Genomic DNA, 17,365 nt, shown 5'->3' with positions numbered 1-17,365 from the left:
TCGCTGGGCGGTACCACACAGCGGCGCCCCGGGAGTTTCAGTTGGTCAAGGTCGGGCCTGCTCCGGGCATCCGATCCAGCAGTTCACGAGCTTGCTGAGCAAACTTGTGCTCGACGAGGACCTCGTACTTCGTCGCCACCACTTGTGTCACCGACTGGAAGTCGCGCTGGCCACGGGTGAGGCTGTAGCCGCTGGCTGCCCACACGGCACCGAAGATCGCGCCGAAGATGATGGTCGACAGGACCGCCGGCACCACGTGCACGTTGGAGAACATCGACAGGATCAGTCCGATGAAGGCGCCGAACCACGCACCGGATGCCGCACCTCCGGCCAGCACGCGACCCCACGTCAACCGGGCGATGACGCGTTCTATCTGTTTGAGTTCGGTGCCGACGATCATGCAGTTCTGCACTGGAAACTCGTTGTCGGACAGATAGTCCACGGCGCGCTGCGCGTCGAGGTATTCACCGAAGATGCCGAGTGACATGGGGTATTCGAGGTTGAGACCGCCGGGCGGGACCTGGCGGTTGCGGCTGAGACCGCCGGACATCGGCTGATTCGACATGGCTGAAGTTTATGCCTAGAGGTGAGCGTCCCGGGCCACTGCGAATTGTCCTGAGGTTCAGTCGGCGAGAGCGTTGAGCAGCCGCACCAACTCTTCCTCCAGCAAGCCATCCTCGACCATCGGAGGCGCGTGCTCGCTCAGTTGACGACGCACCAAACCATCTATCGCAGTGTGCACAGTGGCATCGACTGTGAAGGCGGCCTGACCATTCTCGTCGGTGATGCGGCCCAGCAAGGCGCCGAGCGACGCTTCGTAGGCACCGTCGCAGGATTCGCTGAACTCGGCGCCGGTTTCATCGAACATCGCCAGGTTACGCAGGTCCAGGCGCACCCGATGGTGCACCTCCCGCTCGATCACGGAGCCGGCGATCTCGTGGGCGACCTCGTCGACGGACAACGGCCCGGCCGGCACCTGGGCGAAGCTGTCCGCGAGACTGCGGCAGCTGAAGTCAAGGCACTCGCGCACCAGTTGCTCGCGCGAACCGAAGTAGTAACTCAGCAGACCGTGGGAGAACTCCGACCGGCCGGCGACATTGCGCATCGTCACGGAGTGGTAGCCGGATTCGGCCCACTGCTCCAACGCCACCTGGACGAAGTAACCGCGACGATCGTCGGCATTCGGCGAAAGGCTCACGTCGGCTCCAGTTGCGAGCGAGTCGTCGACCGCCGGCCGGACGGCGTCCACGATGGGGCTCGACCCCAGCGATGTGGTGGTTCGCAAGCTGGACATGACGACTCCTGAAAGGTTCTGGGCATACTGACAGCTCAAGCTTGACAGTCGTACAGCTGGATCGCCATGGGGCGACACGCGCCTGACTGACGAAGTCGCTAGCACGTCGTGACAGCCGCGGCCGTCAGTCGGTGGTGGACACTCACCGCCGCTGACTCGGCCCTTTCGTACTGTGACGCCATGAATTCAGGAATCTCGTGGGGCACCTGGGCAACCCTCGGCGGGGCCATCGTGCTCGAGGTGATGGCCACCCTGTCGCTGCGAGCTTCCGACGGGATGCAGAAATGGATCTGGGCGGCGCCGGTGGGCGTGGGCTACCTGGGGTCCTTCATCTGCCTGTCGGTGGTGCTGCGGCAGGGCATGCCGATCGGCGTCGCGTATGCCGTGTGGTCCGGTGTCGGTGTCGCCTTCACCGCCCTGCTCGGCGCGTTGTTCTTCCACGAGGCCCTGACGGCCAAGATCGGCATCGGTATGGCGCTGATCATCGGCGGTGTCGTCCTGATCCAGGCGTCTGCCCAGTCACACTGACCGACTCGCACTGACTGGATGCGCCTAGGGCGCGACGGCAAGCCCAGTTTCTTGCGGTCACTGTGGTCCTGAAAGTCATGACAATGACGAGAGAGAACGCTCTGACCTGGGCAAACGTAGGGCGGCTGGGGCTTGAACCCAGGACCGACGGATTATGAGTCCGCTGCTCTAACCGGCTGAGCTACCGCCCCGTGGTCGCGATGGTGCGGGTCGCAACCAGCACGTGAACCTGGCGGGCGCTGAAGGCAGACGACCTGCGTCATACGACAGACGCGTCCGATGCCGATCACGTTCGAGCAGGTCCCCGGTGTTGCTCCCCCACTTGGACTCGAACCAAGAACCCTCCGGTTAACAGCCGAATGCTCTGCCAATTGAGCTACAGGGGATCGCACCTTGCGGCGCGTCCGAAAATATAGCAAACACCCTCACCGGTTCCGAATCGACCTGACGTGTCAAGGCACGCCCCGACTAGGACCGGCGGCGGGCCGCCGGTCCTATTGATCCGTAGTGTCGAGCCAGAAGATCTCGTCGACCCGGGTGCCGAACTGCTCGGCGATCACCAGCGCCAGATAGACGGTCGGGGAATATTGCCCGTGCTCGAGCGAACCGACCGTCTGCACATTGACCCGATCCGGTCCGCCAACTCGCGGCGCGAGAGCCCATGCTGCGTGCGTAGTTCCCGTAGTCGATTGCGCATCGGGCGCCGCCTCGTGGTCGAGATGGCCACGATGCGTCCTCCTGTCGGCGTCGATGAGACGGGTGCGCCGGCTACTTCTTAGCGTTCGTTGACCTCTGCTGCATCGGCTCTTCCAGTCAGCGTGCGACGAATCCAGCCTGGGCACAGCTGTTGCCAAAACAGAACACTCGTCGGGCATCACAGAGCCCGGACAGGCGCGCGTTGTCCTCGAATCACGTTGGCAAACAACACTTTCCGCGGATCCTGCACGCGCATCAGGAAGCGTCGAGGCTCATCGAATGTCGCTTCCTCACAACCCGACTTGCTCCTTGAGGTCCGCGGTGAGGCGCTCGACGGCGGCCTGGACCTGCGGATCGTCGCCGCGCGTGGACCGACCCAGAACGGTCTGTGCAAGCAACTCCCCCGTGCTCAGCTCACGACGGATCACCACACGGCCCTTCGCGCGAGGACCGGTCAGCGGCAGTGGCTCGGACAGCACCACGCTCGCCTGCACCCGCTCGCGGAATGCCTCCGGCAGACGGGTCGCCTGCCGGGCGAAAGTCCACTGGTCACCACGTGCGTGATCGACCCAGGTGACCGTGAGGGTAAAAGTTTCGGACTGCCACTGCCCGACGTCGACGAGATGCCAAGGTCGATCCAGCCGCAGCGTGTTGTCGCCGACGGCCAGCAACCGGAAGGTGGTTGCCACCACGAACTGGCCGGAGTTGTCATCGACACCGAATGCCAGCACCCGCTCGCCGCGCGACAGCGCCAGAGCGTGCTCGACGTCGGCGGGCAGTGACGCGGTGCGCGCCTTGAACAAGGCCATCAGCGGGCAAGTGCGCGGCGGACGGTACGACGACCTGGAGTGTGGTCGGGCACGGTGGCAACTCCTCGTGTCGGCAAACAGAACGCCCATCGTCTCACTCGAGCGATGCCAGCAATTCGGTGACGGTGCGCTGCAGGTCCGTCAGCCGCACCGAGATGGCTCGGCTTCGCTCGGCGTCGTCGCTGCGTCGCAGTGCCGACATCGCCTCACCGATCTGCCGGCGCAGCGCGATCTCGCGGACCCGGACGATGAGCGCTCGCACGTAATGCCAGTCCGGCACACCCTGACTGTCGAGCTTGGTGGGCAACGGCTCGACGGCGAGCGCAGCGACCATCGGCCGCACGACCTGCGGCACGTTGTCGCTGATCGCCGACACCCAGCCGGCCTGGGACCGGCCGGTGTCGATGCCGACCGCGAGCGCCGTCTCGAAGACGGCACGATGCGCCGGCGCAGTGAAGGCGGCCGGGTCGATCAGCTCCAACTGCTGCACGGGGATCGTGCTCGGAAATTGCACCAGGCACTGCAGGAGCATGTGCTCGGCCCGCACGATGGGGTCGCTGAGATCCGGCATCGGCATACCGCTCTCGTATGGCGCGGGCTCCGGTGCGCGGTCGGCGTCACGGGTCCGCTGACCTGCCTGCGCGGCTGCCTTGGCGAATCCGTCCTTGGGCGCTTTGCGGACCTCCTGCGCCATCTGTTCGAGAGAGACGCCCAGCCACTGCGCGACCTCGTGCAGTTGCGCGTTGCGCATCGCATCGTCGCGGATACCGGCCACGATCGGTGCGACCGCCCTCGTCGCATAGACGCGACCCTCGACCGAATCCAGGTCGAATCGGGCGATCGTCATACGTGCCGCGAACTCGAACATCGGCACCGCGCCGTCGATCAGCGCACGCAAGGCTTCGTCGCCGCCACTCTGGCGCAACTCGCACGGGTCCTGCCCGTCGGCGGCGACGGCAACGTAGGACTGTGAGGCCCACCGTTGGTCCTGCTCGTAGGCCTTGAGCGCGGCCTTCTGACCAGCGGCATCTCCGTCGAAGGTGAAGACGACGCGCGCGGGCACACCGCTGCTCTCGTCGCGGATCAGCCGCCGCAGCAACTTGATGTGGTCGACGCCGAAGCTGGTGCCGCAGGTGGCGACGGCCTGCTCGACGCCGGACAGGTGGGCAGCCATCACGTCGGTGTAACCCTCGACGACGACCGCCTTGCGGTCTGCCGCGATCGACTTCTTCGCCAGATCCAGGCCGTAGAGCACCTGCTGCTTCTTGTAGACAGGGGTCTCGGCGGTATTGAGGTATTTCGCCTCGATCCGGTCGTCGTCATACAACCGCCGGGCACCGAACCCGATGGTGTCGCCGGTGATGTCGCGGATCGGCCAGACGAGGCGGCCACGGAATCGGTCGTAGATGCGCCGCTGGCCACGCCCGACGAGCCCGCCGAGCACCAGCTCCTCCTCACTGAAACCCTTCTGCCGCAAGCGATCTGCCAGCACCTGGCCGCCGCGGGGGGCGAACCCGACACCGAACCGTGCCGCCGCGCCACTGTCGAATCCGCGCGCGCGCAGGAAGTCTCGCCCTGCACGCGCCTCCGGCATACCGATGAGGGCTTCGGCGTAGAACTCCGCAGCCACCCGGTGCGCCTCGATCAACCGGCCGCGCCGGCCGACCGACTCGTCACGGGGCCGCGGACCGTCTTCGTAGTGCAACTCGACCCCGGCCTTGCCCGCGAGTCGCTCGATCGCCTCGGTGAAGGTCAGGTGCTCGACCTCCATGACGAAGGAGATGACGTCGCCGCCCTTCTGGCAGCCGAAGCAGTGGTAGAAACCGGCGCCGGGGTTGACCGAGAAGGACGGCGACTTCTCGTCGTGGAACGGGCACAGCCCCATCAGGTTGGCACCGGAACGACGGAGTGTGACGTGCTCGCGCACGACGTCCTCGATCGACGAGCGCTCTTTGACGAGCTCGACGTCCTCCGCTTTGATCCGACCCGCCATGATCACCGAGTGTATGGCGGTGCTGCGACGGCGGCTGCGTTGCTCACGGGCACAGGTGGCGGACGACGTCGGACGCCGAACCGGTGCGGGCACGACGCCATCCCGATCCGGCCCACAGGCTCACCCAGTGGTGGTCCTCCACGGCCGCGGCGGCGGCGCGCAGCGGCTTGGTCAACTGGTCGACGATGGGGAAGACCGACGGGGCGTGCTCGTCGAAGGTGTCGACGAACCGGTTGCGCAGGCCTTGTGCCGGTCGGCCGCTGAACGCCCGGGTGACAACGAGTGAGTCGAGGGCCGGGTCGGTCAGCCCGGCGCGGTGGGCAACCGTGGTGCCCGCCTCATCGGTGAGCAGAAAAGCAGTGCCGCATTGCACGGCCACGGCTCCGAGCCGAATCGCGAGGTCGACATCGTGCGGGTCCATGATTCCGCCGGCCGCGATGAGCGACACACCGGTCACACTGCGCACCTCGCGCAAGAGGTGGTGCAAGGAATGCTCGTTCGGGATGCCGGCGACCGTGTGGGTGCCACGGTGACCGCCCGCGTCGCAGCCCTGAACGCACAGCGCATCAGCACCACCGCGGACGGCTGCCAGCGCCTCGTCGGCGTCGGTGACGGTGGTGACGACCCGGGTGCCGACCGAGTGCAACCGTTCGACGACGTCCTGCGGCGGACACCCGAAGACGAACGACACCATCGGCAACCGCTCCCCCACCAGCAGATCGACCTTCGCGTCGAACTCGTCGGTGTCGTTCCAGCGCGGCTCGGGAATGTGGGTTCGCAGATCCGCCGCGACCGGTGCGAGCCGATGGGCATACGCACGGACCTCGGCCTCGTCCCGCTGCCGGGAACTGGGCGCGGGGACGAAGATGTTCACGCCGAACGGACGATCGGTGAGTTCCCTTGTGCGCGAGATGTTTTCGCCTAACTTGGCGGTCGACAGATAACCGGCCGGCAGCATCCCGAATCCGCCCGCGGCACTGACCGCCGCGGCAAGCTGCGGTGTGCCGGCGCCGGCCATCGGAGCACCCACCACCGGTTGCCGCGACAGGTCCCAGCCGCCGCTCACTGCCACTCCCTGGCCAGCGACCACGCACGCTTGTCGGTCAGCGAGGCGACCTGGTCGATGATCACCCGGGTCCCGGCCGCATCGTCGGGCGCGTGCGCGAAGTCAGGCGCAAGCATCGGGTCGAGCAGCTCGGGTCGGCGGCGGTACGTGTCGACGAGCATGTGGATCACCTCGCGCTGCTGCTCGAGCAAGTGGATGCGGTCGTCGGTGAGCATCACGTAACGCGCAGCGACTGCTTTGAGCATCACGCACTCGGCGAGAACCGTGTCGGGTATGACGACGTCCGCGGCATACCTGGTGAGCGGGCCCTGGCCGAAGCGGTCACGGGTTGCGGTCTCTGCCGCACCGACGAAGCGCCCGATGAGCCGGCTGGCCATGTCCTTCAGCGCTGCGACACCCTGCCGGTCAGGGCGGTGTTCGCTTGGTACGACGCCGGACTCGAGCAGCCGCTCGAAGGCTGCAGCGAGGAAGGCCGTGTCGAAACCGGGTGCGTACAAGTCGTGGGCGAGGTCAGCCAGGTGGTCGACCTCGCTGCACGAACGCATCACCCCCACATCGATCAGCCCGGCGATCACGCCGTCCTCGACGTCGTGGACCGAGTAGGCAACGTCGTCGGCCCAGTCCATGACCTGCGCCTCCACGCAGCGCTGCTGATGCCGGTCGGCCGGCGCCGTCGAGCGGATCCACTCGAAGATCTCGCGATCATCGACGTAACTGCCGAATTTCGCGGGGCTGGCGTCGTTGGCGCCACGAAACCATGGATATTTGGATGTCGCATCGAGGCTGGCGCGAGTGAGGTTGAGCCCGACGGAGGTGCCGTCGGGGCGGGCACGCTTGGCTTCCAGACGAGTCAGGATGCGCAGCGTCTGGGCGTTGCCCTCGAAGCCACCTATGTCGCGGGCGAGCTCGTCGAGGGCACGTTCGCCGTTGTGGCCGAACGGCGGATGGCCGAGGTCATGCGCCAGGCAGGCGGTGTCGACGACATCCGCCGAGCAGCCGAGCGCCTGCCCGAACTCACGACCGATCTGTGCGACTTCGAGAGAATGGGTCAACCGGTTACGGATGAAGTCATCCGAGTCCGGTTGCAGGACCTGAGTTTTCGCGGCCAGCCGCCGCAAAGCGGCGGAATGCAGCACGCGAGCACGATCACGGGCGAAGTCGTCTCGATCGGCGCGTTTGAGCGCGGGATCCTCACGCACGAACCGTTGCCGGTCCTCGGTCGAGTAGCTCACGACCAGGCAGCTCCGAGTTGGCCGAGGACACCGGTCGCGAACTCGGGCAGCCAGCCGCGTTGCTGTGCCGACCATGCCTCGGCGACTGGATCCACCGGGTAAAGCACGCCGAGGTCATCGGCCGACGCGAGCGCCAGATCGGTGCCGTGCGAGTCGGAGACGATCCGCCAGTGCAAGCTGGAATTGCGTCGCAGGTGTTCGCCCAGCGCCATACCGATCATCGTCAGGAATGCCGTCGGGTCGGAGCGTTCGTCGGCCGGGGTGAGCAGCATCTCGTGCACGTAATCGTCGTAGGCGCCACCGATCGAATCGATGTCGTCAACGTCGATTCCGGCGGCGTGGGCGTCGCCCAGCCAGCCGGTCAGCGCGCGCTGTGCGATGCGGTCCAGCGGCCGGACCGTGATGTCTCCGTCTGCCATCAGGCGGTCTGGAAGCGCTGCTGCGAACGAGCGCGCGCCTTGGCTGCCTCGACCTCACGATCTTTGGGCGGAGCAGTCGTGACCAGTGCGTCGATGAGCTCGCGAGTAGCCGCCGTCACCGCCTCCACCGCCGCGTCGAAGGCGTCGCTGTTGGCCGCGGACGGCTTGGTGGTGCCACTCACCTTGCGGACGTATTGCACCGCGGCAGCACGGATCTCGTCGTCATTGGCGGGCGGCTCGAAATTGTTCAGCGGGCGGATGTTGCGGCACATGCCAACAGCCTAGTCCGACCAACGATGGGTCGAACCGATGAGCAGGTATGGCGAACCGCACGCCGGAGACAGGTCCCGACGTGCGGTTCGGACGTGCTGTGTGGCGGCTCAGGCGAACTGCTTGCGCGCCTGCTTCTGCGCCTTCGCGGCCTGCTTCGATGCCTGCTTGGACGCCTTGGCGGCGCGCTTCTGAGCACGGCGACCAAGGTCGGCGCCCTGGGTCTTGACGGCCTCGACGATGCCGGGGCCGTGCTCTTTGGCGATCTCGGCGACCGAAGCCGCCTGCGTCTTGACGGCATCGGCGAACTCGGGTGCGTGCTCCTTGGCGGCCTCCGCCAGATGTGCGGAGTGCTCTTTCGCAGCCTCGGCCAGGTGCCCGACCGTGGACTTCAACGATTCGACCGTGTCGGAACCGTCGCTGCCGCTCGGCAACGCGCCGGCGACCGCCGAGCCGGCAGCAGCTGCGGCCTTCTTGCTGCGCCAGGCCACGCCGGGACGACCCTCGGTGTCGACTGCGGCGATGATCAGGCCGCCCATGAGGCTGAGGTTCTTGAAGAACTGGGTCTGCTGCTGCGCACGCTTGGCTTTGTCCTGCTCCTGCCAGAACGGGTGGCCCGCCAGGGTCGTCGGCACCAGCGAGGCCGCGAGCACGAAGGATGACACTCGCGGGAACCGCCCGGTCGCGAGCATCAGGCCGCCCACGACGTGCACCCCTCCGTTCAGACGCACGGCGGCGGCCGGGTCACGAGGGACGAAAGACGCCACCGGCTCGGGCAGGAGCGCACGGGTCTTGTCCACCACCGGAGCCGCCAGGGGCGCCGCCACGTCGGGGTTGCGCAGCGACTTGATGCCGCCTGCGATGAAGATCGAGGCGAGCATCGGGCGGGCGAGACGGCGGATCAGCATCGGGCGTTTCCTTCGAGGTCGGGAACTTGTCTGCCACAACTGCGGCTTTCCTCCGAGCCTACCCATGCGGGGTCGGCCATCGGGTTCACCCTCGCGGATGAGTGCGCGTTGCAGCGCCGACCGGCGGCCGACCAGACTCCACCCATGACCGATCGCAGCAATCCACTCATCACGGCTTCCGCACTTGCGCAGATCCTCACCGACGTGACCGTTCTCGACGTGCGCTGGCAACTGGGCGCGCCTTCGCAACGACCCGCATACGACCAGGGGCACCTGCCAGGGGCGGCCTGGGTGGAGTTCGAGGCCGCCTGCTCCGGAGAGCCGGGCAAGGACGGTCGGCATCCGATGCCGGACCGTCACGTGTTCGAGGCCGCGATGCGGGAAGCCGGAGTGCGCGACGACCGGCCCGTCGTGGTGTATGACGCAGCCAATTCCCTTGCGGCGAGTCGGTGTTGGTGGCTGCTGCGGCATTTCGGCAAGCAGGACGTGCGGGTGTTGGACGGAGGTTACGCAGGCTGGGTCGATGCCGGACTAGCGGTCACCGACGAGGCCGGCAGCGTCATACCTGGTGATTTCACGGCGACGGTCGGCGAAATCGACCTCATCGACGCCGACGACACTGCCCGGATCGCAGCCGAGGGAATCCTGTTGGATGCGCGCCCTGCCGACCGCTTCGCCGGACACAACGAGACGATCGACCCCGTCGCGGGCCACATCCCGGGTGCCGTGTCGGCTCCTGCGCTGACCAACGTGACGGCGGACGGGCACTTCCTGCCGGCCGACGAGCTCGCTGCCCGGTTCGGCGAACTGGGCGTGACGGAGGATTCACGCGTCGGTGTCTACTGCGGCTCGGGGGTGCAGGCGGCCCACCTCGCGTTGGCCTTGCAGATCGCCGGAGTTGCCCCGCGGCCCGAGGTGTATGTCGGGTCCTGGTCGCACTGGATCACCGATCCGGCACGACCCGTGGCACGCTGACCGGTCGGGGTACATCTGGGCCGGGGCATCGGACAAGACCGCGTGGTGCGGCACATCGACGAAGAAGAGGAGTGGCGCGGTCGTGAACAAGTGGGCTGCCGCCCTGCCGGTGCTGCGCGAGCGGAATTTCCGGTGGTTCTTCCTGTCCCGGTCGATCAACACGATCGGCGGGATGATGACGCCGGTCACCATCGCCTTCGCTGTGCTGACGATCGACAACTCGCCACAAGCGTTGGGCATCGTCGTGACCGCCGAGATGGGCATGAACGTGCTGTGCCTGTTGTTCGGTGGCGTCATCGCCGACCGGCTGCCACGCCGGACCGTGATGCAGACGTGCTATCTCGTGATGGCTGCTGTCCAGCTGACGCTGGTCACCTTGTTGGCCGGCGGCTGGGCGACGGTGCTCTGGATGTCACTTCTCGGCGCGGTTGCGGGTGGCGCGTCGGCCTTCTCGATGCCCGCGCAACAGGGGCTGATCCCACAACTGGTGGCGCGCGAGCATCTGCAACAGGCCGACTCGCTGATGTCGTTCGTGCGCAACGGCGCTACGTTCATCGGCCCTGTGATCGGCACCCTGCTGGTCGCGTCACTCGGGCTGGAGCTGGCTCTGGCGGTGGACGGCGCGTCGTTCCTGGTTGCCGCCGCGCTGCTGGCCCGGGTGATGCTGCCACCGGCGGCCCGCGCTGCGACGTCGCTGTTCGGACAACTGCGCGAAGGGTGGAACGAATTCAGGTCACGGTCATGGCTGTGGGTGGTCGTGCTCGCATTCGGTGTGCTCAACGCCATCCAGATCGGCGTCTGGGTGGTCGTCGGCCCGACCGTCGCGAAGAACAACCCGTCGCTGGGCATCAGCGGCTGGGGAATCGTGCTCGGGGCCGAGGCCATCGGCATGCTCGTGATGTCGGTCGTGCTCATGCGGGTGCACATCCACCGGCTGCTGCTCGACGGTATGGCGGGAGTCTCGCTCATCGCCATACCGTTGCTGCTGCTGGGGATTCATCCGCACACCGTGCCGCTGGCGGTCGCGGCCTTCGTCGGCGGCGCAGGGACGCAGGTGTTCAGCACCGCCTGGACCGTCGCGATGATGGAGCGGATCCCCTCGGCGGTGCTGTCGCGCGTGTCGAGCTACGACATGCTCGGCTCGTTCATCGCCATACCTGTCGGCACCATGGCATTCGGCTACCTGGCGTCACACGTCCAGATCCGGCCCCTGCTGATCATCGCCGGCTCCTGTTATGCCGTCGTGGCACTCAGCACCTTGCTGGTGCCGTCGGTGCGAAGCCTGACCAGGTTGCCAGCAGCCACGGCGGCAGAGGCAGACGCCTGAGCCCCGACGGTCAGCCGCCGGAGGCCGAGACCTCTGCCTGTGCCACCTCGGCGCGTGCACTGTCGTCGAGTTCGCGCGACTCGAGCCAGTGTTCGGGCAACACGACATGGCGCTCCGAACCGGCTCTGCCGCGTTGACCCTCCGCTGGCGCACCGGGCCAGGGCTGGTCGAGATTGAGGGAGTCGATGAGGTCGTCCAGCGCGGCCAGCGAGTCGACCAGACCCAGCCGGCTGCGGATCTCGGACCCGGCGCGGAAGCCTTTGAGATACCAGGCGATGTGCTTACGGATGTCGCGGCATGCCTTGGTCTCGGATTCGAAGAACTCAGCGAGGTAGACCGTGTGCAGTCGCAACGTGGTCGCGACCTCGCGCAGGGTGGGCTGGACGCGGGTGGGTGCACCGGCGAAGGCGGCGGCCAGATCGGTGAACAGCCACGGCCTCCCCAGGCAACCACGCCCTACGACGACGCCATCGCAGCCGGTTTCGCGCACCATCCGCACGGCATCCTCCGCCGACCAGATGTCACCGTTGCCGAGCACGGGAATCGACGTCACGGCCTGCTTGAGTTGGGCGATGGCCTCCCACTGTGCGGTCCCGGAGTACGCCTGCGCGGCGGTGCGCGCGTGCAGCGCGACAGCCGCCGCGCCTTCGCCCTCAGCGATCCGGCCGGCCTCGAGAAAGGTCAGATGGTCCTCGTCGATCCCGCGGCGCATCTTGACCGTCACGGGGATGTCATACGGCGCTGCTTGGCGCACGGCGCTGGCGACGATCCTGCGGAAGTGCTCGGTCTTCCACGGCAGAGCGGCGCCGCCGCCCTTCCTGGTGACCTTGGGCACGGGGCAGCCGAAGTTGAGATCGATGTGATCGCAACGGTTCTCGCTGGCCAGGATGTGCACTGCCCGACCGGTGGTCTCGGGGTCCACGCTGTAGAGCTGGATCGAGCGCGGCGACTCGTCGGGGTCATGCTCGATGAGTCGCATGGTGAGCGGTGTGCGCTCGACGAGAGCGCGCGAGGTGATCATCTCGCTCACATAAAGGCTCGTCGCGCCGCTCGCACCGCCGGCAGCCGAACCGGCATCGCCATACTGCCGACACAGGCGCCGGAAGGCACGGTTGGTGATGCCCGCCATCGGGGCGAGCACGACGGGTGATTCGATCGTGTGCCGCCCGATGTGCAGCGCAGGCAGCACTGCTGTCGGCGCCTCGATGCGCGGGGCGGAGTCGGTGAGGGTCTGGGTCATAACCCCTCCATCGTCTCAGCACGGCGCAAATCCGGGCGTTCGCCATCCGGGTGGACAGCCGGGTCGGGCGCCGTCACAGCCAGCCGTTCGACTCCGCGATCTGCGCAGCTTCGGCGCGCGTTCGGGCGTTCGTCTTGCCGATGATCGCGGACAGGTGATTGCGCACGGTGCCCTCGGAGAGGTACAGCTCACCCGCGATGTCAGCGACCGTGCCTCCCTTGCGTGCCGCTCGCAGCACATCGGTCTCGCGCGGGGTGAGCGGCGACTCCCCCGCGATGAGCGAGTCGGTCGCGAGCGCCGGGTCGACCACACGCAGGCCGCGGTGTACCCGCCGCACGGCATCCGCCAGTTCGCGCGCGGGAGTGTCCTTGACGACGAATCCAACTGCCCCTGCTTGCAACCCGCGGCGCAGGTAACCCGGGCGCCCGAAGGTCGTCACGATGAGAACGCGCGCATCCGGATAGGCGCGGCGCAACTGAGCTGTGGCCGAGATGCCGTCCAGCCCGGGCATCTCCACATCCATCACGACCACGTCCGGCTGGTGAGTTCTGGCGGCTTCGACCACCTCGGTGCCGTCGGCCACCTCTGCCACGACACTCAAGTCGGTCTCGAGATCCAACAGAGCCGCCAGCGCGCCACGGACCAGTGCCTGGTCGTCGACGAGCATGACCTTGATCGTCACGCCAGCGCCTCGCCTTCTGTGACCGCGCCGGACCGTGCGGTGTTCCGCTCGCCGGCCGCTGCCGACGGCTCGGACCGCGGGGATGAGCCGTCCTGCAGCGCGTCTCGGGCGATCACCGCCATCCGGAAACCATGTGGCTGCACTGACGACGTCAGCAGCACAGCACCGGCGGCATTGGCACGATCGGTGAGTCCATGCAGTCCGTTGCCCGTCGACGAGCCGGCCCGGCAGCCGATCCCGTCATCCTCGATCGTGATCGAACGTGGGGTGACGCTGACCGTGCAGGTGGTCGCCTCACTGTGCCGCAACACATTCGTGATCCCTTCACGGACCGTCCACGCGAAGACCTCGACCAGGTCGGCAGACACCTGGCCCAGTGCGGTCGGCATACGTGCCTCTATGCCTGCGACGCGCAAGGCGTCCCTCGACCGGGTCAGTTCGCCGGACAACGAGATCTCTCGGTACCCCTCCACCGCGCGACGCACGTCGCCGAGAGCCGAGCGGGACAGTTGCTCGAGGTCGGCCAGTTCGGCCCGCGCCCGATCGACCGCATCGGCGTCGAGCAACCGACCCGCGAGTTCGGCCTTGACCGTGATCACCGTCAGCGAGTGCCCGAGGATGTCGTGCAGATCGCGAGCCATCCGGTTGCGCTCCTGCTGCACGAGCAGAGCGGCGTTCTCGGAGCGGGCCTGTCGCAGTTGATGCTGACGCTCCCCCGCGACCCTGCCCACACCACACGCCAGCGTGCCGAAGCCGAGACCCACGAGTGACCCTGGGTCGGAGGTCCATCCTGCGAATGACCTCCAGGCCACGACGTAGAGCACCCCGGTCACCAGAGCCACGATGAAGCCGATGCGCACGCGAAAGGTCCACATCGTCGAGATGGCCGCGAAGACGACCGGCGTGAATCCGATCTGTCCGATGGCGACGACGGTGGCCAGGGCGATCACCCATTGCACGAGGTAGCGGCACCGGTCGAGCACCAGACGAGAACCGGTGAGTGTCAGCTTCTCGCCGCCGAAGGCAGCCATCCGGCTGCCGAAGTGCCAGAAATACACCGCCACGAAGGCCGGAACCAGCACGAGCGCGCTCGCGCCGCCGAAGGTCGCCCGGCGGTCGTAGGCGACGCTCAGCGGTTGGAGGAGCCAGAAGAGCCAGACACCGCCCCAGAAGTAGGCCATCCAACGGTCGTAGCTGCCTCGCCCGTCCTCGGGTGTCGTGCCGGCGGACCCGATCCGGACGATGCCGAATCGGGTTCGCCGGTCGTTCATGTCGCTCATCCTTGCACCATCTCGAGGGACCGTAGGGAGCTCAGACGCGCTTGGTGTCGGAACGGAACCGCCAGATGGCTCCCAGGGTGAAGGCGGCCACCCAGGCGACACCGCTGACCATCCACATCACATCGAAACTGCCTCCCAGCAGCGGGTAACGCGCGATCTGCGACAGTCCCCACAGGGGCGTGAACGACGCGACCTGTTGCATGGTGTGACTCATCACGGCCAGCGGGTAGAAGATGCCGCCGCCGAAGGCCAGGATCGACAGAGCCGGGCCGAGGATCTGCATGGCGTTCTCCGAGGGCACGACGTAGCCGACGAAGAGCCCCAGCGAGGCCAGCACACTGCCGCAGATCCAGGTGAGCAGCAGCGAGGCGATCAGCGCCCCGGTGCCGAGTTTGGCGCCTGAGCCCATCCCGATCGCGAAAACGATGATGACCGGCAGCGCCGCCCCCGCCATCGCTGCGATGACCTTCACCGCGATGTATGCCGCGCCGCTCAACGGAGTCAGCCGCAGTTGCCGTGACCAGCCCTGCGCCCGCTCGACCGACACCGAGGCTCCGATCGCGGTCGAGGCCGCAAAGGCCCCGTAGATCGCGAAGCTGATCATCTCGTAGGCCCGAGCGTTGATCGAGCCGGTCAGATTGCCCTTCTGCGGCAGGCCGAAGGCCACGAAGAAGATCACCGGCAACGCCACCGTGAAGATCATCGTGCGGCGGTTGCGCAACACGCGCCGCAACTCGATCAGCAGCAGTTCCCCGTTGAATCCGCCCCTGGGTGGAACCTTCCTGTCCAGGTTGATCGGTGTGTCGAGCGGATGAATGGCTGCACCCTCGATGCTCATCGCTGTTCTCCTTGTCCGTTGTTGTCCGAGTCGTCCGAGGTGAGGGCGATGAAGGCGTCCTCCAGGCCACGGGCCTCGATCTCGATGTCCCTTGCGGGTGTCTGTGTGAGCAGGAAGCGCGCGACGGCATCGCTGTCGCGTGAGTGGAGCATGACCGAATCTCCGCGCACCTCAATCGAATCCACGCCCGCCAACGCAGCAAGTGCGTGCTCGTCGGCGCCCGGCAGCGTGGCACGCACCGTGCGGCCGGAGGTCATCGCCTTGATCTGCGGCCCGGTGCCGTCGGCCACGATCTGGCCCTGCCGCAGCAGCACGATGCGATCGGCATACATGTCGGCCTCTTCGAGGTAGTGCGTCGCAAAAAGCACCGTGCGACCGCGTTCTGCGTCTCGATGTATGGCGTTCCAAAAGTCGCGGCGACCGGTGACGTCCATGCCTGTCGTGGGTTCGTCGAGCACGATCAACGCCGGATCGGAGACGAGTGCCATCGCGAACCGCAGCCGCTGCTGCTGACCTCCGGAGCACTTGCTCACCTTGCGGTCCGCGATGTCCGCGATCCCGGCCCGCTCGAGGCACTCCTGCGGTGACCGAGTCTGCACGAACAGACTCGCCGTCAACTGAACCGTTTCACGGACGCTGAGATCCTTGAGCAGACCGCCGGTCTGCATCACGGCCGCGACCAGTCCGCGTGCGACAGCCTGCCGCGGGTGCATACCGAAGACCTCGACCGTGCCGGAGTCCGGCTTGGACAGGCCCAGCAGCATGTCGATCGTGGTGGTCTTGCCTGCGCCGTTGGGTCCGAGGAAGGCCACGACCTCCCCGGGCTGGACCTGCAGGTCGATGCCGCGAACTGCGTGCACCTTGCCGAAACTCTTGGTCACCGACGACAGGTCGATCGCCGGCCTCTGTCCCGTGGGCGCCATGGTGACGGCCGGCGCCTGGCCTGGTGTCGTTGTCATGACAGCAACTCTGGCGGGCATCGCGGCTCACCACACCCGGCGAGCGTCATGTCCCTGCCATGACATCGGTCATGGCAGGACGGCTTACGCTTGTCCCGATGAGTTCTTCGCAGCCTTCTGTGTCCGTGTCGCCGTTGCGGGCGCGCGTCGAGCACGCCAGTGACCCGGCCGTGCAGGCGTTGGCCCGGGTGCCGCGCGCCGTGCCCGCTGTGGTGGACCTGCTGTTGATCGTGGTCGGAGCCATCTTCCGCGGCGCCACCGGCGCGATCTGCTTCGGCGCCATCGCCGTGGTGCTCGCGTGGCTGCTCTATCTGGCATGGCCACGGGCAGGTTCGACAGAACGGATGATGCGATCCGCCGTCCTGCTGCTCGCCGTCGCCCTCACCGTCGTGTGCGCCGCAGGCTGACGTCGAGGATCAGGAGTGCGATGAGCATGTCTGGAAACGTCGGACCGGTGCGCCGCAGCACCAAACAGCAGGCGGCTGTAGCCCACCGACTCGATGAGTTGAGCGACTTCGTCTCGGCTCAAGAGCTTCATGCGTCGCTGCGGGACAACGGCGAATCCGTAGGACTGGCAACGGTGTACCGCGTGCTGCAGACGCTGGCCACCGACGGTGAGGTCGACGTTCTGCGCAATCCCGAGGGCGAGTCGATCTACCGCCGGTGCAGCACCGGTCACCATCACCACCTGGTCTGCCGGCAGTGCGGTCGCGCCGTCGAGGTCGAGGGTCCCGCCGTCGAGCGCTGGGCCGCCAAGGTGAGCGAGGAGCACGGTTTCACCAACGTCGAGCACACCGTCGAGATCTTCGGCATGTGTGCCGAATGCTCGGCTCAGAACGCCTGAGCCGA

20 protein-coding genes and 2 tRNA genes are annotated in these 17,365 nt (G+C 67.0%); 5 read left to right on the top strand and 17 right to left on the bottom strand.

Translation table 11 applies throughout. From position 1 onward, the window contains the following. Positions 1-37 precede the first annotated feature (37 nt). Both BKA23_RS05905 and BKA23_RS05900 read right to left on the bottom strand, forming a co-directional pair. The gene (locus tag BKA23_RS05905) at positions 38-565 is read right to left on the bottom strand and encodes a YflT domain-containing protein (protein WP_246104479.1); all 528 of its coding nucleotides are present in this window, start codon (positions 563-565) and stop codon (positions 38-40) included. Between the two features lie 57 nt (positions 566-622). Beyond that, entirely contained in the window at positions 623-1,294 is a 672-nt protein-coding gene (locus BKA23_RS05900; RefSeq protein ID WP_145226375.1) for a TetR/AcrR family transcriptional regulator, read from the bottom strand. Between the two features lie 180 nt (positions 1,295-1,474). Here BKA23_RS05900 and BKA23_RS05895 point away from each other — a divergent pair, with 180 nt between their 5' ends. Then, the gene (locus tag BKA23_RS05895; RefSeq protein ID WP_145226373.1) at positions 1,475-1,822 is read left to right on the top strand and encodes a DMT family transporter; all 348 of its coding nucleotides are present in this window, start codon (positions 1,475-1,477) and stop codon (positions 1,820-1,822) included. Between the two features lie 117 nt (positions 1,823-1,939). Here the strand turns inward: BKA23_RS05895 and BKA23_RS05890 are convergent. The 10 genes from BKA23_RS05890 to BKA23_RS05845 all read right to left on the bottom strand — a co-directional run bounded on the left by BKA23_RS05890 (position 1,940) and on the right by BKA23_RS05845 (position 9,215). Beyond that, positions 1,940-2,013, bottom strand: a tRNA-Ile gene (locus BKA23_RS05890). A gap of 122 nt (positions 2,014-2,135) precedes the next feature. Continuing rightward, a tRNA-Asn gene (locus tag BKA23_RS05885) sits at positions 2,136-2,208 on the bottom strand. Between the two features lie 108 nt (positions 2,209-2,316). Continuing rightward, positions 2,317-2,442, bottom strand: coding sequence for a helix-turn-helix transcriptional regulator (locus BKA23_RS18110; protein WP_281287534.1), 126 nt, complete (start codon positions 2,440-2,442; stop codon positions 2,317-2,319). Positions 2,443-2,808: 366 nt separating this feature from the next. Further along, positions 2,809-3,327: a hypothetical protein gene (locus BKA23_RS05875; protein WP_145226370.1), complete on the bottom strand. Its 519-nt coding sequence runs from the start codon at positions 3,325-3,327 to the stop codon at positions 2,809-2,811. A 94-nt stretch (positions 3,328-3,421) separates the two neighbouring features. Beyond that, complete coding sequence (gene dnaG, locus BKA23_RS05870) at positions 3,422-5,320, bottom strand: DNA primase (protein ID WP_145226368.1); 1,899 nt, start codon at positions 5,318-5,320, stop codon at positions 3,422-3,424. Between the two features lie 43 nt (positions 5,321-5,363). After that, positions 5,364-6,386, bottom strand: coding sequence for a nitronate monooxygenase (locus BKA23_RS05865; RefSeq protein WP_246104478.1), 1,023 nt, complete (start codon positions 6,384-6,386; stop codon positions 5,364-5,366). Further along, on the bottom strand, positions 6,383-7,618 hold the full coding sequence (locus BKA23_RS05860; protein WP_246104477.1) for a deoxyguanosinetriphosphate triphosphohydrolase: 1,236 nt from the start codon (positions 7,616-7,618) through the stop codon (positions 6,383-6,385). The genes BKA23_RS05865 and BKA23_RS05860 overlap by 4 nt, the downstream gene beginning before the upstream one ends. Next, entirely contained in the window at positions 7,615-8,037 is a 423-nt protein-coding gene (locus BKA23_RS05855; protein WP_145226364.1) for a DUF3806 domain-containing protein, read from the bottom strand. The genes BKA23_RS05860 and BKA23_RS05855 overlap by 4 nt, the downstream gene beginning before the upstream one ends. Further along, entirely contained in the window at positions 8,037-8,309 is a 273-nt protein-coding gene (locus BKA23_RS05850; protein ID WP_145226362.1) for a DUF2277 domain-containing protein, read from the bottom strand. Before BKA23_RS05850 ends, BKA23_RS05855 begins: the two co-directional genes overlap by 1 nt. Before the next feature lie 108 nt (positions 8,310-8,417). Further along, entirely contained in the window at positions 8,418-9,215 is a 798-nt protein-coding gene (locus BKA23_RS05845; RefSeq protein ID WP_170226388.1) for a DoxX family protein, read from the bottom strand. A 144-nt stretch (positions 9,216-9,359) separates the two neighbouring features. Here BKA23_RS05845 and BKA23_RS05840 point away from each other — a divergent pair, with 144 nt between their 5' ends. Together BKA23_RS05840 and BKA23_RS05835 are read left to right on the top strand one after the other, a co-directional pair. Further along, complete coding sequence (locus BKA23_RS05840) at positions 9,360-10,190, top strand: sulfurtransferase (RefSeq protein ID WP_145226358.1); 831 nt, start codon at positions 9,360-9,362, stop codon at positions 10,188-10,190. Positions 10,191-10,272: 82 nt separating this feature from the next. Then, the gene (locus BKA23_RS05835; RefSeq protein WP_170226387.1) at positions 10,273-11,517 is read left to right on the top strand and encodes an MFS transporter; all 1,245 of its coding nucleotides are present in this window, start codon (positions 10,273-10,275) and stop codon (positions 11,515-11,517) included. A gap of 10 nt (positions 11,518-11,527) precedes the next feature. On the opposite strand, the gene dusB is transcribed toward BKA23_RS05835, so the two are convergent. The 5 genes from dusB to BKA23_RS05810 all read right to left on the bottom strand — a co-directional run bounded on the left by dusB (position 11,528) and on the right by BKA23_RS05810 (position 16,516). Further along, entirely contained in the window at positions 11,528-12,757 is a 1,230-nt protein-coding gene (gene dusB, locus BKA23_RS05830; protein WP_145226354.1) for a tRNA dihydrouridine synthase DusB, read from the bottom strand. Positions 12,758-12,830: 73 nt separating this feature from the next. Then, complete coding sequence (locus BKA23_RS05825) at positions 12,831-13,424, bottom strand: response regulator transcription factor (RefSeq protein ID WP_211841675.1); 594 nt, start codon at positions 13,422-13,424, stop codon at positions 12,831-12,833. Between the two features lie 11 nt (positions 13,425-13,435). Then, positions 13,436-14,710, bottom strand: a complete 1,275-nt coding sequence (locus tag BKA23_RS05820; protein WP_170226386.1) for a sensor histidine kinase — start codon at positions 14,708-14,710, stop codon at positions 13,436-13,438. A gap of 40 nt (positions 14,711-14,750) precedes the next feature. Then, positions 14,751-15,557, bottom strand: a complete 807-nt coding sequence (locus tag BKA23_RS05815) for an ABC transporter permease (protein ID WP_145226348.1) — start codon at positions 15,555-15,557, stop codon at positions 14,751-14,753. After that, positions 15,554-16,516: an ABC transporter ATP-binding protein gene (locus BKA23_RS05810; protein WP_246104476.1), complete on the bottom strand. Its 963-nt coding sequence runs from the start codon at positions 16,514-16,516 to the stop codon at positions 15,554-15,556. Before BKA23_RS05810 ends, BKA23_RS05815 begins: the two co-directional genes overlap by 4 nt. Positions 16,517-16,614: 98 nt before the next feature. Between BKA23_RS05810 and BKA23_RS05805 the strand changes: the two genes are divergently transcribed. Then, positions 16,615-16,923, top strand: coding sequence for a DUF6703 family protein (locus BKA23_RS05805; RefSeq protein WP_145226345.1), 309 nt, complete (start codon positions 16,615-16,617; stop codon positions 16,921-16,923). Positions 16,924-16,943: 20 nt separating this feature from the next. Further along, positions 16,944-17,360: a Fur family transcriptional regulator gene (locus tag BKA23_RS05800; RefSeq protein ID WP_145226343.1), complete on the top strand. Its 417-nt coding sequence runs from the start codon at positions 16,944-16,946 to the stop codon at positions 17,358-17,360. Positions 17,361-17,365: the final 5 nt, after the last annotated feature.

The sequence above is a fragment of the Rudaeicoccus suwonensis genome, assembly GCF_007829035.1.
GTDB classification, from domain to species: Bacteria; Actinomycetota; Actinomycetes; order Actinomycetales; family Dermatophilaceae; genus Rudaeicoccus; species Rudaeicoccus suwonensis.
This window is presented reverse-complemented; position numbering and strand designations above follow the sequence as displayed.

Excerpts from the sequence above, each read along its gene's own strand:
- BKA23_RS05845 (WP_170226388.1), bottom strand. The coding sequence starts at position 9,215 with ATGCTGATCCGCCGTCTCGCCCGCCCGATGCTCGCCTCGATCTTCATC.
- BKA23_RS05905 (WP_246104479.1), bottom strand. The coding sequence starts at position 565 with ATGTCGAATCAGCCGATGTCCGGCGGTCTCAGCCGCAACCGCCAGGTC.
- BKA23_RS05825 (WP_211841675.1), bottom strand. The coding sequence starts at position 13,424 with ATGCTCGTCGACGACCAGGCACTGGTCCGTGGCGCGCTGGCGGCTCTG.
- BKA23_RS05815 (WP_145226348.1), bottom strand. The coding sequence starts at position 15,557 with ATGAGCATCGAGGGTGCAGCCATTCATCCGCTCGACACACCGATCAAC.
- BKA23_RS05850 (WP_145226362.1), bottom strand. The coding sequence starts at position 8,309 with ATGTGCCGCAACATCCGCCCGCTGAACAATTTCGAGCCGCCCGCCAAT.
- BKA23_RS05875 (WP_145226370.1), bottom strand. The coding sequence starts at position 3,327 with ATGGCCTTGTTCAAGGCGCGCACCGCGTCACTGCCCGCCGACGTCGAG.
- BKA23_RS05810 (WP_246104476.1), bottom strand. The coding sequence starts at position 16,516 with ATGACAACGACACCAGGCCAGGCGCCGGCCGTCACCATGGCGCCCACG.
- BKA23_RS05820 (WP_170226386.1), bottom strand. The coding sequence starts at position 14,710 with ATGAACGACCGGCGAACCCGATTCGGCATCGTCCGGATCGGGTCCGCC.
- BKA23_RS05855 (WP_145226364.1), bottom strand. The coding sequence starts at position 8,037 with ATGGCAGACGGAGACATCACGGTCCGGCCGCTGGACCGCATCGCACAG.
- dnaG (WP_145226368.1), bottom strand. The coding sequence starts at position 5,320 with ATGGCGGGTCGGATCAAAGCGGAGGACGTCGAGCTCGTCAAAGAGCGC.
- BKA23_RS05900 (WP_145226375.1), bottom strand. The coding sequence starts at position 1,294 with ATGTCCAGCTTGCGAACCACCACATCGCTGGGGTCGAGCCCCATCGTG.
- BKA23_RS05840 (WP_145226358.1), top strand. The coding sequence starts at position 9,360 with ATGACCGATCGCAGCAATCCACTCATCACGGCTTCCGCACTTGCGCAG.
- BKA23_RS05805 (WP_145226345.1), top strand. The coding sequence starts at position 16,615 with ATGAGTTCTTCGCAGCCTTCTGTGTCCGTGTCGCCGTTGCGGGCGCGC.
- BKA23_RS05800 (WP_145226343.1), top strand. The coding sequence starts at position 16,944 with ATGAGCATGTCTGGAAACGTCGGACCGGTGCGCCGCAGCACCAAACAG.
- BKA23_RS05895 (WP_145226373.1), top strand. The coding sequence starts at position 1,475 with ATGAATTCAGGAATCTCGTGGGGCACCTGGGCAACCCTCGGCGGGGCC.
- dusB (WP_145226354.1), bottom strand. The coding sequence starts at position 12,757 with ATGACCCAGACCCTCACCGACTCCGCCCCGCGCATCGAGGCGCCGACA.